Here is a 15,131-nt window from a genome sequence, read left to right as displayed (position 1 = left end):
CCGCCGTAACAGAACAAGCGCCCGCAGGAGCGCACCGGTCGGGGGTACCCGGCAGGTCAATCCGGCAACCGAGGAGCCACAGTAGGGCGTCGCAAGATGCCCGACCCGGCGCTAAACTCATTCAATACAGGAGCCGTCATGGCAAAGAAAATCATCGGTTTTATCAAGCTGCAAGTGCCAGCTGGTAAAGCAAATCCCTCCCCCCCGATCGGTCCTGCGCTGGGTCAGCGCGGTCTGAACATCATGGAATTCTGCAAGGCCTTCAACGCGCAAACGCAAGGTGTTGAACCAGGTCTGCCGATTCCGGTCGTGATCACCGCCTTCGCCGACAAGTCCTTCACGTTCGTGATGAAGACGCCTCCGGCGACCATCCTGATCAAGAAGGCAGCTGGCATCCAGAAGGGTTCGCCTAAGCCACATACCGACAAGGTCGGTTCGATCACCCGCAAGCAAGCGGAAGAGATCGCTACCCAGAAGAAGCCGGATTTGACCGCTGCTGATCTGGAAGCTGCAGTGCGTACCATCGCTGGTTCCGCACGTTCGATGGGCATCACGGTGGAGGGTCTGTAATGGCTAAGGTATCCAAGCGCGTCAAGGCATTCAAGGAAAAGGTCGATCGTACCAAGGCTTATCCTTTCGACAATGCCGTTTCCCTGATCAAGGAATTTGCAACTGCCAAGTTCAACGAATCGATCGACGTTTCCATCCAGCTGGGTGTAGACGCAAAGAAGTCCGATCAAGTGGTTCGTGGTTCCGTGGTGCTGCCAGCCGGTACCGGTAAGTCGGTCCGCGTGGCCGTGTTCGCCTCGGGCGACAAGGCTGAAGCTGCCAAGGCAGCTGGCGCCGATGTGGTCGGTATGGAAGACCTGGCAGAGCGCGTGAAGGCCGGCGACATGCCGTTCGACATCGTGATCGCTTCGCCAGACACCATGCGTATCGTCGGTACCCTGGGTCAGATCCTGGGCCCACGTGGCCTGATGCCTAACCCGAAGGTTGGTACTGTCACTCCTGACGTCGCTACCGCCGTCAAGAACGCCAAGGCCGGTCAGGTTCAATACCGTACCGACAAGGCAGGTATCATCCACGCCACCATCGGTCGCAAGTCGTTCGCCGACGCCGATCTGAAGTCCAACCTGTTGGCACTGATCGATGCACTGAACAAGGCCAAGCCGGCCAGCAGCAAGGGTGTCTATCTGCGCAAGGTCGCACTGTCGTCCACCATGGGCGCAGGCGTTCGCGTGGATCAGGGTTCCCTGACTGCCTAAGCAAGAATCAAGTCCCCGTGTTCCTGGTGAGCACGGGGCGCATCTTTGGGCTGTAGCGGTCGACGTCTGACTGCTGCAGGCAATCAAAGACCGTTGGGCCGATACCGGTGGCAGCAATGCCGGTTGACGATAAACCGGGCGCGCAAGCAACCGACCCAACGCAGATGGTGAACCCGATCAAGTTTTGTAGTCTCAGGCAGCATTTGCCGCTTTGCACTATGCTGCAATGAACTCCTAACCTCGGACGCCGTGTTCGAACCGGTGTAACGCAAGCGGATCCTTATCCGTGTTGTTGCGAAGCACTATTTTTGGAGGTTGATCTTGAGTCTCAATCTGAATGACAAGAAGGCCGTCGTCGCCGAAGTTTCCGCAAAGATTGCAACTGCGCAAACTGTCGTCGTGGCCGAATACCGTGGCATCCAGGTTGGTCACTTGACACAACTGCGCGCACAAGCGCGTGCCCAGGGCGTGTACTTGCGCGTGTTGAAAAACACGCTGGCTCGTCGCGCTGTTGAAGGTACGCAATTTGCCGACCTCGCCCCACAACTGACTGGCCCGCTGATCTATTCGATCTCGGAAGATGCCGTTGCCGCTGCCAAAGTCGTCGCCGACTTTGCCAAGACCAACGACAAGCTGGTTGTGAAGGCAGGTAACTACGCAGGCAAGCAGCTGGATAAGGCTGCCGTGACTGCGTTGGCAAGTATCCCATCCCGCGAAGTTCTGCTGGCCCAGTTGCTGGGCATCATGCAGGCTCCGGTGTCGGGCTTTGCACGTGGCCTGGCTGCTCTGGCAGCCAAGAAGGAAGCCGAAGCCGCGTGATGCGCGGTCGCCGATGGCGACCTGCTCCGCAGTTTCGACGATCCTTCGTCAATACCAATCTGATGTTATTACCGAAATAAATTAGGAGTTTCAAATGGCAATTAGCAAAGAAGACATCCTGGAAGCCGTTGGCGCCCTGTCCGTGATGGAACTGAATGACCTGGTCAAGGCATTCGAAGAAAAGTTTGGCGTGTCGGCAGCAGCGATGGCTGTGGCTGGTCCTGCAGGCGGCGGCGCTGGTGCTGCTGCTGCTGAAGAGCAAACCGAGTTCACCGTTGTGCTGGCTGAAGTTGGCGCAAACAAGGTCGGCGTCATCAAGGCCGTGCGTGAAATCACCGGTCTGGGTCTGAAGGAAGCCAAGGATCTGGTGGACGGTGCTCCGAAGCCAGTCAAGGAAGGCATCGCCAAGGCTGACGCTGAAGCCGCTAAGAAGAAGCTGGAAGAAGCTGGCGCCAAGGCAGAGCTGAAGTAATTTCTTGCCTACCAAGGCGAGGTGTTATGCCGGAGTCAAAGTGCAGAATCCCTTGAAAAAGGGATTCGGCTTTGGCTCCTTTGTCGTTTCTTATTTTTGTTCGTGTTTGATGTGCTGCAATATCCCGATGCCGGGAATAGTAAGCGCGAATGCGGCAAAAACCAAGGGTTGAAACTTGAAGATTTGAGTTGTCGGTCATTCAGGGCTGCCAGATCCATCGCAATATAGATCCTGCAGGCCGGGTGTGAATCGAATCTTGAATTCTCTATCCTTCCTGTCACTCACGGAGTGTCCATGTCCATGCACTACTCATTTACTGAGAAGAAGCGTATTCGCAAGTCCTTCGCGAAGCGCGCAAACGTCCACAATGTACCGTTTCTGCTGGCGACTCAGATCGAGTCCTATCAGACGTTCCTGCAGTCCGAAGCCTTACCGTCGGCCCGCAAGAATGATGGTCTGCAATCTGCTTTCACCTCGATTTTCCCTATCGTGTCGCACAACGGCTTTGCGCGACTCGAGTTCCTCTCGTATGTGCTGGGTGCGCCTCCGTTCGACGTCAAGGAATGCCAACAGCGGGGTCTGACCTTCGCATCGCCATTGCGTGCCAAGGTGCGCCTGGTGATCCTGGACCGCGAGTCCCCCACCAAGCCGGTGGTCAAGGAAATGAAGGAACAGGAAGTCTACATGGGCGAACTGCCCCTGATGACCACCACCGGTTCGTTCGTCATCAACGGTACCGAGCGCGTCATCGTGTCGCAGCTGCACCGTTCGCCGGGCGTGTTCTTCGAACACGACCGCGGCAAGACGCACTCGTCGGGCAAGCTGCTGTTCTCGGCCCGTATCATTCCTTACCGCGGCTCCTGGCTGGACTTCGAATTCGACCCGAAGGACATCCTGTTCTTCCGCGTCGACCGTCGCCGCAAGATGCCGGTCACGATCCTGCTCAAGGCCATCGGCATGACGTCCGAGCAGATCCTGGCGAACTTCTTCGTGTTCGACAACTTCAACCTGCACGCTGAAGGCGCCGAGCTGGAGTTCGTCTCCGAGCGCCTGCGTGGCGAAGTCGCGCGTTTCGACATCACCGACAAGTCGGGCAAGGTGATGGTCGCCAAGGACAAGCGTATCAACGCCAAGCACGTGCGTGATATCGAAGCTGCCGGCATCAAGCACATCTCGGTCCCTGAAGACTATCTGCTGGGCCGCGTGCTGGCCAAGAACATCGTCGACGCCGACACCGGTGAAGTCATCGCCAGCGCCAACGACGAGCTGACCGAAGAGCTGCTGGCCCGCCTGCGCGAAGCCAACATCGAATCGATCCAGACCCTGTACACCAACGATCTGGACCAGGGCGGCTACATCTCGCAGACCCTGCGCACCGACGACACCGCCGACCAGACCGCTGCTCGCGTGGCGATCTACCGCATGATGCGTCCTGGCGAACCGCCGACCGAAGAATCGGTGGAAGCGCTGTTCAACGGCCTGTTCTACAGCGAAGATCGTTACGACCTGTCGGCCGTGGGCCGCATGAAGTTCAACCGTCGCGTCAGCCGCGACGAGTTGACCGGCACCATGACGCTGTCCAACGACGACATCCTGGCCGTGATCAAGATCCTGGTCGAGTTGCGTAACGGCCGTGGCGAAGTCGATGACATCGATCACCTGGGTAACCGTCGCGTGCGTTGCGTGGGCGAACTGGCCGAGAACCAGTTCCGTGCCGGCCTGGTGCGCGTCGAGCGCGCTGTCAAGGAGCGTCTGGGCCAGGCCGAGGCGGACAACCTGATGCCGCACGACCTGATCAACTCCAAGCCGATCTCGGCTGCCATCCGCGAGTTCTTCGGTTCGTCGCAGTTGTCGCAATTTATGGACCAGACCAACCCGCTGTCGGAAATCACGCACAAGCGTCGCGTTTCCGCCCTGGGACCTGGCGGTCTGACCCGCGAACGCGCCGGCTTCGAAGTGCGAGACGTGCACCCGACCCACTATGGTCGCGTGTGCCCGATCGAAACGCCTGAAGGCCCGAACATCGGCCTGATCAACTCGCTGGCGCTGTATGCCCGCCTGAACGAATACGGCTTCCTGGAAACCCCGTACCGCAAGGTCGAGAACAGCCAGGTCACCAACCAGATCGATTACCTGTCGGCCATCGAAGAAGGTCGCTATGTGATCGCCCAGGCCAACGCCACCATTACCTCGGGCAAGCTGTCCGATGAACTGGTGTCGGCGCGTGAAGCGGGTGAAACCATCCTGGTGTCGCCGGAGCGTGTGCAGTACATGGACGTGGCCCCAGGCCAGGTGGTGTCGGTGGCGGCGTCGTTGATTCCGTTCCTCGAGCACGATGACGCGAACCGCGCATTGATGGGCGCCAACATGCAGCGCCAGGCCGTGCCTTGCCTGCGCCCTGAAAAGCCGCTGGTCGGCACCGGTATCGAGCGTACCGTGGCAGTTGACTCGGGTACCACCGTGCAAGCGCTGCGTGGCGGCGTGGTCGACTACGTCGATGCAGGTCGTGTGGTGATTCGCGTCAACGACGACGAGGCGCAAGCCGGCGAAGTCGGTGTGGACATCTACAACCTGATCAAGTACACCCGTTCGAACCAGAACACCAACATCAACCAGCGTCCGATCGTCAAGGTCGGCGACCGCGTGGCCAAGTATGACGTCATCGCTGACGGCGCTTCCACCGATCTGGGCGAATTGGCGCTGGGCCAGAACATGCTGGTGGCGTTCATGCCGTGGAATGGCTACAACTTCGAAGATTCGATCCTGATCTCCGAAAAGGTCGTGGCAGATGATCGCTACACCTCGATCCACATCGAAGAACTGTCGGTCGTGGCGCGTGACACCAAGCTGGGCGCGGAAGAAATCACCCGCGACATCTCCAACCTGGCCGAGAACCAACTGGCCCGTCTGGATGAGTCCGGCATCACCTACATCGGCGCTGAAGTCGAAGCAGGCGATACGCTGGTCGGCAAGGTGACCCCGAAGGGCGAAACCCAGCTGACACCAGAAGAGAAGCTGCTGCGCGCGATCTTCGGCGAAAAGGCTTCGGACGTGAAGGACACCTCGCTGCGCGTGCCGTCCGGCATGGTCGGTACCGTCATCGACGTGCAGGTGTTCACCCGCGAAGGCATCCAGCGCGACAAGCGCGCACAGCAGATCATCGACGATGAACTGAAGCGCTATCGCCTGGACCTGAACGACCAGCTGCGTATCGTCGAAGGCGATGCCTTCCAGCGTCTGGAAAAGCTGCTGATCGGCAAGGTCGCCAATGGCGGCCCGAAGAAGCTGGTCAAGGGTGCCAAGCTGGACAAGGCGTACCTGGACGATCTGGACAAGTACCACTGGTTCGACATCCGTCCGGCCGACGACGACCTGGCCAACGCGCTCGAAGCGATCAAGGAATCGATCGCCGAGAAGCGTCACCAGTTCGATCTGGCCTTCGAAGAGAAGCGCAAGAAGCTGACCCAGGGCGATGAACTGCCACCTGGCGTGCAGAAGATGGTTAAGGTCTACCTGGCCGTGAAGCGTCGCCTGCAGCCTGGCGACAAGATGGCCGGTCGTCACGGTAACAAGGGTGTGGTTTCGCGCATCCTGCCGATCGAAGACATGCCGCACATGGCCGACGGTACACCAGCCGACATCGTGCTGAACCCGCTGGGCGTGCCATCGCGGATGAACGTCGGCCAGGTGCTGGAAGTTCACCTGGGCTGGGCTGCCAAGGGTCTGGGCCTGCGTCTGGGCGAGATGGTGCAGGCGCAAGCCAAGGTCGCCGAACTGCGCAAGTTCCTGACCTCCATCTACAACGAATCGGGCAAGCAGGAAGAGCTCGACACGTTCAGCGATGACGAGATCGTCGAACTGGTGAACAACCTGAAGAAGGGTGTTCCGTTCGCCACTCCCGTGTTCGATGGCGCCCACGAAAGTGAAACCCGTCGCATGCTGGACCTGGCCTACCCGGATCCGATCGCCAAGCAACTGGGCATGACGCCGTCCAAGAACCAGGTCACGATGTATGACGGTCGTACCGGTGAAGCCTTCGAGCGCACCGTCACGGTCGGCTACATGCACTACCTGAAGCTGCATCACCTGGTCGATGACAAGATGCACGCGCGTTCGACCGGTCCGTACTCGCTGGTGACCCAGCAGCCGCTGGGTGGCAAGGCGCAGTTCGGTGGCCAGCGTTTCGGCGAAATGGAAGTCTGGGCACTGGAAGCCTACGGCGCATCGTACGTGCTGCAGGAAATGCTGACCGTCAAGTCGGACGACGTGAACGGCCGTACCAAGGTGTACGAGAACCTGGTCAAGGGCGACCACGTGATCGACGCCGGCATGCCGGAATCCTTCAACGTGCTGGTCAAGGAAATCCGTTCGCTGGGTATCGACATCGATCTGGAACGCGAATGATGTCAGGCGCGGCGGCATGAGCCGCCGCGCCGCTCGTCGTCTGGTGCGACGAGGCAGGAAATTTAGAAATGTTAGTGCAGTACGGTCGGGGAAGTCTGTCCCGGTATCGTGCGGAACCGCAGGGCAGGCAGCCCTGCTGGCTCTCCCGCCGGTGCGAACAGGGTCAAGCAGAGTGATCCGGCCACCCAAGATTTAGTTTTTTCACGCCAACCTGGAGTGATACATGAAAGCACTGCTCGATCTATTCAAGCAAGTTCAGCAAAATGAACAATTCGACGCCATCAAGATTGGCCTGGCGTCGCCCGAGAAAATCCGTTCGTGGTCCTACGGCGAAGTCAAGAAGCCGGAAACCATCAACTATCGTACTTTCAAGCCTGAGCGCGACGGTCTGTTCTGCGCCAAGATCTTTGGCCCCATCAAGGACTACGAGTGCCTGTGCGGCAAGTACAAGCGCCTGAAGCACCGTGGCGTGATCTGCGAGAAGTGCGGCGTCGAAGTCACGCTGGCCAAGGTGCGTCGTGAGCGCATGGGTCACATCGAACTGGCCTCGCCAACCGCGCACATCTGGTTCCTGAAGTCGCTGCCGTCGCGTCTGGGCATGGTCCTGGACATGACCCTGCGGGACATCGAACGCGTGCTGTACTTCGAAGCCTACGTCGTGACCGATCCAGGCATGACGCCGCTCAAGAAGTGCCAGATCATGTCCGAGGACGACTACGCCGCCAAGTACGAAGAGTACGGTGACGACTTCATCGCCTTCATGGGCGCCGAAGGTATCCGCGAACTGCTGCGCTCGATCGATATCGACCGCGACGCCGAGACCCTGCGCCAGGACCTGAAGGAATCGAAGTCCGAAGCCAAGATCAAGAAGTACGCCAAGCGCCTGAAGGTGCTCGAGGCGTTCCAGCGTTCGGGCATCAAGCCCGACTGGATGATCATGGAAGTGCTGCCAGTGCTGCCGCCGGAACTGCGTCCGCTGGTGCCGCTGGACGGCGGCCGCTTTGCGACCTCCGACCTGAATGACCTGTACCGTCGCGTCATCAACCGTAACAATCGTCTGAAGCGCCTGATGGAATTGCGCGCACCAGAGATCATCACCCGCAACGAAAAGCGCATGCTGCAGGAAGCGGTTGACTCGTTGCTGGACAACGGTCGTCGCGGCAAGGCCATGACTGGCGCCAACAAGCGTCCGCTGAAGTCGCTGGCCGAAATGATCAAGGGCAAGGGCGGTCGTTTCCGTCAGAACTTGCTGGGCAAGCGCGTCGACTACTCGGGTCGTTCGGTCATCGTGGTGGGTCCGCAGCTCAAGTTGCACCAGTGCGGTCTGCCGAAGCTGATGGCGCTCGAACTGTTCAAGCCGTTCATCTTCAACAAGCTCGAACTGATGGGTCTGTCGACCACCATCAAGGCGGCTAAGAAGCTGGTGGAAGCGCAAGAGCCAGTGGTCTGGGACATCCTGGAAGAAGTCATCCGCGAACACCCGGTCATGCTGAACCGCGCGCCGACGCTGCACCGTCTGGGCATCCAGGCGTTCGAGCCGGTCCTGATCGAAGGCAAGGCGATCCAGCTGCACCCGCTGGTTTGCGCGGCGTTCAACGCCGACTTCGACGGCGACCAGATGGCGGTTCACGTGCCACTGTCGATCGAAGCGCAGATGGAAGCCCGCACCCTGATGCTGGCCTCCAACAACATCCTGTTCCCATCGAACGGCGAACCGTCGATCGTGCCGTCGCAGGATATCGTGCTGGGTCTGTACTACGCCACTCGCGAAGCCATCAACGGCAAGAACGAAGGCATGCTGTTCCCGGACGTGTCGGAAGTCATCCGTGCCTACGACAACAAGGAAGTCGAGCTGGCCACGCGCGTGACCGTGCGTATCGTTGAAAACCCGAAGGATCCTGTCACCGGCGAATTCGTGCGCACCATCAAGCGCTACGAAACCACCGTCGGCCGCGCCATCCTGTCCGAGATCCTGCCGAAGGGCTTGCCATTCTCGGTGCTGAACCGCGCGCTGAAGAAGAAGGAAATCTCGAAGCTGATCAACACGTCGTTCCGCAAGTGCGGCCTGCGCGCCACCGTGGTGTTTGCCGACCAGCTGATGCAGTCGGGCTTCCGCCTGGCGACCCGCGCCGGTATCTCGATCTGCGTGGATGACATGCTGGTGCCGCCGCAAAAGGCGACCCTGATCGCTGCTGCCGAATCCGAAGTCAAGCAGATCGAACAGCAATACGCCTCCGGTCTGGTGACCGCCGGCGAGCGTTACAACAAGGTGGTGGACATCTGGGGCAAGGCCGGCGACGAAGTCGGCAAGGCCATGATGGACCAGCTCAAGGTGGAAGACGTCATCACCCGCGAAGGCAAGAAGACCACTCAGGAATCGTTCAACGCGATTTACATGATGGCCGACTCCGGCGCCCGTGGTTCGGCAGCCCAGATTCGCCAGCTGGCGGGTATGCGCGGCCTGATGGCCAAGCCTGACGGCTCGATCATCGAGACCCCGATCACCGCGAACTTCCGCGAAGGCCTGAACGTTCTGCAGTACTTCATCTCGACGCACGGCGCCCGTAAGGGTCTGGCCGATACCGCGCTGAAGACCGCGAACTCCGGTTACCTGACCCGTCGTCTGGTCGACGTCACCCAGGATCTGGTGGTGATCGAGGACGATTGCGGCACCGCCAATGGCGCCGTGATGAAGGCGCTGGTCGAAGGTGGTGAAGTCATCGAAGCGCTGCGCGACCGTATCCTGGGTCGTGTGGTGGCAACCGATGTCGTCAACCCGGAGAACCAGGCGACGCTGTACGAAGCCGGTACCCTGATGGACGAAGACACGGTCGAAGAGATCGAACGCCTGGGCATCGACGAAGTCAAGGTCCGCACGCCGCTGACCTGCGACACCCGTTATGGCCTGTGCGGCAAGTGCTATGGTCGCGACCTCGGCCGCGGCCAGCTGGTCAACTCCGGCGAAGCTGTCGGCGTGATCGCGGCGCAGTCGATCGGTGAGCCTGGTACCCAGCTGACCATGCGTACGTTCCACATCGGTGGCGCGGCATCGCGTGCAGCAGTGGCATCGTCGGTCGAAGCCAAGTCGAACGGCACCGTGCGCTTCACCGCCACGATGCGTTACGTCACCAACGGCAAGAACGAGCAGATCGTCATTTCCCGTTCCGGCGAAGTGCTGATCACCGATGACCTGGGTCGTGAGCGTGAACGTCACAAAGTGCCATACGGCGCCACCCTGATCGTCAAGGATGGCCTGGTGATCAAGGCCGGTACTGCGCTGGCAACATGGGATCCGCTGACCCGTCCGATCATCACCGAGTACTCCGGTACCGTGAAGTTCGAAAACGTGGAAGAGGGCGCTACCGTCGCCAAGCAGATCGACGAAGTCACCGGTCTGTCGACCCTGGTGGTGATCGACGCCAAGCGTCGTGGCCCATCGTCGAAGGTGATGCGTCCGCAGGTCAAGCTGTTGAACGAGGCAGGCGAAGAAGTCAAGATCGCCGGCACCGAACACGCCGTGACCATCGGCTTCCAGGTGGGCGCGCTGATTACCGTCAAGGACGGTCAGCAAGTGCACGTGGGTGAAGTGCTGGCGCGTATCCCGACCGAATCGCAGAAGACACGTGACATCACCGGTGGTCTGCCGCGTGTTGCCGAACTGTTCGAAGCGCGTTCGCCGAAGGATGCCGGCATGCTGGCCGAAGTCACTGGTACCGTTGCCTTCGGCAAGGAAACCAAGGGCAAGCAGCGTCTGGAAATCACCGACATGGAAGGCACCAAGCACGAGTTCCTGATTACCAAGGACAAGCAAGTGCTGGTGCACGATGGCCAGGTGGTGAACAAGGGCGAAATGATCGTGGACGGCCCGGCCGATCCGCAAGACATCCTGCGCCTGCTGGGTATCGAAGCGCTGGCCCGCTACATCGTCGACGAAGTGCAGGACGTGTACCGTCTGCAGGGCGTGAAGATCAACGACAAGCACATCGAAGTGATCGTGCGTCAGATGTTGCGTCGCGTGCAAGTGGTCGAGCCGGGTGATACCAGCTACATCACCGGTGAGCAGGTCGAGCGTTCGGAGTTGCTGGACGAGAACGACCGCGTCAACGGCGAAGGCAAGCTGCCTGCGACCTACGAAAACGTGCTGCTGGGTATTACCAAGGCTTCGCTGTCGACCGATTCGTTCATCTCGGCCGCATCGTTCCAGGAAACCACCCGCGTGCTGACCGAAGCCGCGATCATGGGCAAGAAGGACGGCCTGCGCGGTCTGAAGGAAAACGTCATCGTCGGCCGCCTGATTCCAGCCGGTACCGGCCTGGCCTACCACCGTGCTCGCAAGGAGAAGGACGTGTGGGAAGCCGAAGAGCGTGCCGCACTGCTCGAGTCCGAGCGCAGCAACCGGACGTCGGCTGCCGAAGAGGAAATCATCTCCTCGATCGAAGCCATCGGCGGTGGCGGCGAAGGCGAGGCATGAGTCACACCCTGAACGGACGGCAGCCGCCGTCGGTTCGGGCGAAAACGATGTCAGCCTGACAAAACGGTGCCGGGAGCAATCCTGGCGCCGTTTTTTTCATTGCCAGCCAGCAGTTGTCGGGAAGGAATTTAGCGTGGCAAATCAGCCTCAAAAGCCCATCCGGCCTGGCAAAATCATGCTCCCGGTTGACCCTTTGGCCGATCAGGAATATACTCGCGAGTTCTCGAATTTAGGCTCGCCCGGGCTTATGCGTTCTTTGGTCTGACGTCTCGCTACTGCGACGCTGCTCCCCTCCGGTCTTAAATCGAAGCGCGATTTTCGCGTGTTCTACCTAGTTTTCCGTGGTTCCGGGCAACCGTTTCCGGAACCTGTTTTCAATGTCGTACTTTGTTGGATTAAAACGATGCCAACCATCAATCAACTGATTCGCAAACCACGCGTCTCCGCGATCGTGAAGAGCAAATCGCCGGCGCTGGAAAACAGCCCGCAGAAACGCGGCGTTTGCACCCGTGTTTACACCACCACCCCGAAGAAGCCTAACTCGGCTCTGCGTAAGGTGGCCAAGGTGCGTCTGACCAACGGTTTCGAAGTCATTTCGTACATCGGCGGTGAAGGCCACAACCTGCAAGAACACAGTGTCGTGCTGATCCGCGGCGGCCGTGTAAAGGATTTGCCGGGTGTGCGTTATCACATGGTTCGCGGTGCACTGGATACCCAGGGCGTCAAGGATCGTAAGCAAGCTCGCTCGAAGTACGGTGCCAAGCGCGCCAAGGCAGCCAAGAAGTAATTTTTGTCCTTACCAGGCGCAAGCCAGGCAAGGTGAGTCGGCCCGGATGGGCTGAGTAAGTGGGAGCCATGATGGCTTTCCGCGAGTGCAGGCGATGTTTAGATCTGCGGTTCGCCCACTCAACTGAAGATTGAAAGGAATTGAAATGCCACGTCGTCGTGAAGTACCCAAGCGGGATATCCTGCCAGATCCAAAATTCGGTAATGTTGATGTTGCAAAGTTCGTCAACGTGCTGATGCTGTCGGGCAAGAAGTCGGTTGCCGAAAACATCATCTACGGTGCTTTCGACCACATCCAGCAAAAATCGGGCAAGGACCCGCTGGAAGTGTTTGCCGCTGCCCTGAGCAACTGCAAGCCGATGGTTGAAGTGAAGTCGCGTCGTGTTGGCGGCGCCAACTACCAGGTGCCAGTTGAAGTGCGTCCAGTGCGCCGTATGGCCCTGTCGATGCGCTGGCTGCGTGAAGCTGCCAACAAGCGCAGCGAAAAGTCGATGCCCCAGCGTCTGGGTGGCGAGCTGCTGGAAGCCGCCGAAGGCCGTGGCGGTGCGATGAAGAAGCGTGACGAAGTGCACCGTATGGCCGAAGCGAACAAGGCGTTCTCGCACTTCCGCTTCTAAGCATCACTTTTTACTAGACTGGGCGAAGCTTTTTGAGTTGATCAACTGGCTTCGTCACCATCTGAAATTGGTTCGAGCCGAGCGTTTATTTGAATAAAGTAGCGCTCGGTTTCGTGCATTAAAGACTTAGGAATAAATCATGGCTCGCAAGACCCCCATTGAGCGCTACCGCAACATCGGTATCTCCGCGCACATCGATGCCGGCAAGACCACTACCACCGAGCGCGTGCTGTTCTACACAGGCGTGAATCACAAGATCGGTGAAGTGCACGATGGCGCCGCCACCATGGACTGGATGGAGCAAGAGCAAGAGCGTGGCATCACCATCACCTCGGCTGCTACCACCTGTTTCTGGAAGGGCATGGCGAACAACTTCCCAGCTCACCACATCAACATCATCGACACCCCGGGTCACGTTGACTTCACCATTGAAGTCGAGCGCTCGATGCGTGTTCTGGATGGCGCCTGCATGGTCTACTGTGCAGTCGGTGGCGTGCAGCCGCAGTCGGAAACCGTGTGGCGTCAGGCCAACAAGTACAAGGTCCCGCGTCTGGCCTTCGTCAACAAGATGGACCGTACCGGTGCCAACTTCTTCAAGGTCTACGACCAGATGCGTGCGCGTCTGAAGGCCAACCCGATCCCGATGCAAGTGCCTATCGGCGCCGAAGAAAACTTCGAAGGCGTGATCGATCTGGTCAAGATGCGCGCGATCTACTGGGACGACGCTTCGCAAGGCATGAAGTTCGACTACCGCGACATCCCCGAGCACCTGATGGCTGACTCGCAGAAGTGGCGTGAGAACCTGGTCGAGGCCGCTGCAGAAGCTTCCGAAGAGCTGATGAACAAGTACCTCGAAGAAGGCGACCTGACTGAAGAAGAAATCAAGGCCGCGATTCGTCAACGTACCATCGCCAGCGAAATCGTTCCGATGATGTGCGGCACCGCCTTCAAGAACAAGGGCGTGCAGGCAATGCTGGACGGCGTGATCGAATACCTGCCTTCGCCGGTCGATATTCCACCTGTCCCAGGTACCGACGAAGATGAAGAGCCGGTCGTGCGCAAGGCAGAAGACACCGAGAAGTTCTCGGCGCTGGCGTTCAAGATCGCAACTGACCCGTTCGTGGGCCAGCTGTGCTTCATCCGCTGCTACTCGGGCACCCTGAATTCGGGCGACACCGTGTTGAACTCGGTGAAGTCGAAGAAGGAACGTATTGGCCGTATCGTTCAGATGCACGCCAACCAACGTGAAGAAATCAAGGAAATGCTGGCTGGCGACATCGCCGCCGTCGTGGGCCTGAAGGACACCACCACTGGTGACACCCTGTGCGACGACAAGGCTGTGGTCGTGCTGGAACGCATGGTCTTCCCTGAGCCGGTGATCTCGCAGGCTGTCGAGCCCAAGACCAAGGCCGACCAGGAAAAGATGGGCCTGGCGCTGAACCGCCTGGCTGCTGAAGATCCGTCGTTCCGCGTGCGCACCGACGAAGAATCGGGCCAGACCATCATCGCCGGTATGGGCGAGCTGCACCTGGACATCATCGTCGACCGCATGAAGCGTGAATTCAACGTTGAAGCGACCGTCGGCAAGCCGCAGGTTGCTTACCGCGAAACCATCCGCAAGACTTGCGAAGAGTCCGAAGGCAAGTTCGTCAAGCAGTCGGGTGGTCGTGGTCAGTACGGTCACGTGGTCCTGAAGATCGAACCGCAAGAAGCAGGCAAGGGCTTCGAGTTCGTCGACGCGATCAAGGGCGGTACCGTTCCGCGCGAATTCATCCCTGCAGTTGAAAAGGGTGTGCGCGAAACACTGAACACGGGCGTGCTGGCCGGTTACCCGGTGGTTGACGTCAAGGTCACCCTGTTCTTCGGTTCGTACCACGACGTGGACTCGAACGAAAACGCGTTCCGCATGGCCGGTTCGATGGCGTTCAAGGACGGTTGCCGTCGCGCCAGCCCGGTCATCCTCGAGCCGATGATGGCCGTGGAAGTCGAAACGCCTGAAGACTACGCCGGTACCGTGATGGGCGATCTGTCGTCGCGTCGCGGCATGGTGCAAGGCATGGATGAAATCGCCGGCGGTGGTGGCAAGATCATCAAGGCTGAAGTCCCGCTGTCGGAAATGTTCGGTTACTCGACCACGCTGCGTTCGGCTACTCAAGGCCGTGCAACGTACTCGATGGAATTCAAGCACTACTCCGAAGCACCGAAGAACGTGATCGACGCGATCGTCACTTCCAAGGCCAAGTAAGCTGCAATCAAATTCGGCCTGTCCCGCGTGGGATGGGCCGGCACCGATTATC

9 protein-coding genes are annotated in these 15,131 nt (G+C 59.3%); all 9 read left to right on the top strand.

The genetic code is table 11. The annotated features are described in order from the left end of the window. The first annotated feature begins 138 nt into the window (after positions 1–138). The 9 genes from rplK to fusA all read left to right on the top strand — a co-directional run bounded on the left by rplK (position 139) and on the right by fusA (position 15,079). Entirely contained in the window at positions 139–570 is a 432-nt protein-coding gene (gene rplK / locus LBW87_RS16595; protein ID WP_008113049.1) for a 50S ribosomal protein L11, read from the top strand. After that, positions 570–1,265: a 50S ribosomal protein L1 gene (gene rplA / locus LBW87_RS16590; protein ID WP_225202585.1), complete on the top strand. Its 696-nt coding sequence runs from the start codon at positions 570–572 to the stop codon at positions 1,263–1,265. Before rplK ends, rplA begins: the two co-directional genes overlap by 1 nt. A gap of 321 nt (positions 1,266–1,586) precedes the next feature. Continuing rightward, entirely contained in the window at positions 1,587–2,084 is a 498-nt protein-coding gene (rplJ, locus tag LBW87_RS16585) for a 50S ribosomal protein L10 (protein ID WP_225202584.1), read from the top strand. A 94-nt stretch (positions 2,085–2,178) separates the two neighbouring features. Then, the gene (gene rplL / locus LBW87_RS16580; protein WP_050470335.1) at positions 2,179–2,556 is read left to right on the top strand and encodes a 50S ribosomal protein L7/L12; all 378 of its coding nucleotides are present in this window, start codon (positions 2,179–2,181) and stop codon (positions 2,554–2,556) included. Positions 2,557–2,856: 300 nt separating this feature from the next. Continuing rightward, on the top strand, positions 2,857–6,960 hold the full coding sequence (gene rpoB, locus LBW87_RS16575; RefSeq protein ID WP_225202718.1) for a DNA-directed RNA polymerase subunit beta: 4,104 nt from the start codon (positions 2,857–2,859) through the stop codon (positions 6,958–6,960). A 223-nt stretch (positions 6,961–7,183) separates the two neighbouring features. Further along, on the top strand, positions 7,184–11,431 hold the full coding sequence (rpoC, locus tag LBW87_RS16570; RefSeq protein WP_225202583.1) for a DNA-directed RNA polymerase subunit beta': 4,248 nt from the start codon (positions 7,184–7,186) through the stop codon (positions 11,429–11,431). 403 nt (positions 11,432–11,834) lie between these two features. Next, entirely contained in the window at positions 11,835–12,218 is a 384-nt protein-coding gene (gene rpsL, locus LBW87_RS16565) for a 30S ribosomal protein S12 (RefSeq protein WP_008113040.1), read from the top strand. A 145-nt stretch (positions 12,219–12,363) separates the two neighbouring features. Then, complete coding sequence (gene rpsG / locus LBW87_RS16560; protein WP_008113038.1) at positions 12,364–12,834, top strand: 30S ribosomal protein S7; 471 nt, start codon at positions 12,364–12,366, stop codon at positions 12,832–12,834. A gap of 139 nt (positions 12,835–12,973) precedes the next feature. Continuing rightward, positions 12,974–15,079: an elongation factor G gene (gene fusA / locus LBW87_RS16555; RefSeq protein ID WP_225202582.1), complete on the top strand. Its 2,106-nt coding sequence runs from the start codon at positions 12,974–12,976 to the stop codon at positions 15,077–15,079. Positions 15,080–15,131 lie beyond the last annotated feature (52 nt).

Origin of the sequence: Herbaspirillum sp. alder98, from assembly GCF_020179755.1 — a bacterium.
In the GTDB taxonomy this organism is placed as follows: domain Bacteria; phylum Pseudomonadota; class Gammaproteobacteria; order Burkholderiales; family Burkholderiaceae_D; genus Herbaspirillum.
The sequence above is the reverse complement of the archived record's forward strand: the minus strand, read 5'-3'. Positions and strand labels throughout refer to the sequence as shown.

Bases quoted from the DNA above. Each gene is read 5' to 3' on its own strand.
- rplK (WP_008113049.1), top strand. From the start codon at position 139: ATGGCAAAGAAAATCATCGGTTTTATCAAGCTGCAAGTGCCAGCTGGT.
- rplA (WP_225202585.1), top strand. From the start codon at position 570: ATGGCTAAGGTATCCAAGCGCGTCAAGGCATTCAAGGAAAAGGTCGAT.
- rplL (WP_050470335.1), top strand. From the start codon at position 2,179: ATGGCAATTAGCAAAGAAGACATCCTGGAAGCCGTTGGCGCCCTGTCC.
- rpoB (WP_225202718.1), top strand. From the start codon at position 2,857: ATGCACTACTCATTTACTGAGAAGAAGCGTATTCGCAAGTCCTTCGCG.
- rpoC (WP_225202583.1), top strand. From the start codon at position 7,184: ATGAAAGCACTGCTCGATCTATTCAAGCAAGTTCAGCAAAATGAACAA.
- rpsL (WP_008113040.1), top strand. From the start codon at position 11,835: ATGCCAACCATCAATCAACTGATTCGCAAACCACGCGTCTCCGCGATC.
- rpsG (WP_008113038.1), top strand. From the start codon at position 12,364: ATGCCACGTCGTCGTGAAGTACCCAAGCGGGATATCCTGCCAGATCCA.
- fusA (WP_225202582.1), top strand. From the start codon at position 12,974: ATGGCTCGCAAGACCCCCATTGAGCGCTACCGCAACATCGGTATCTCC.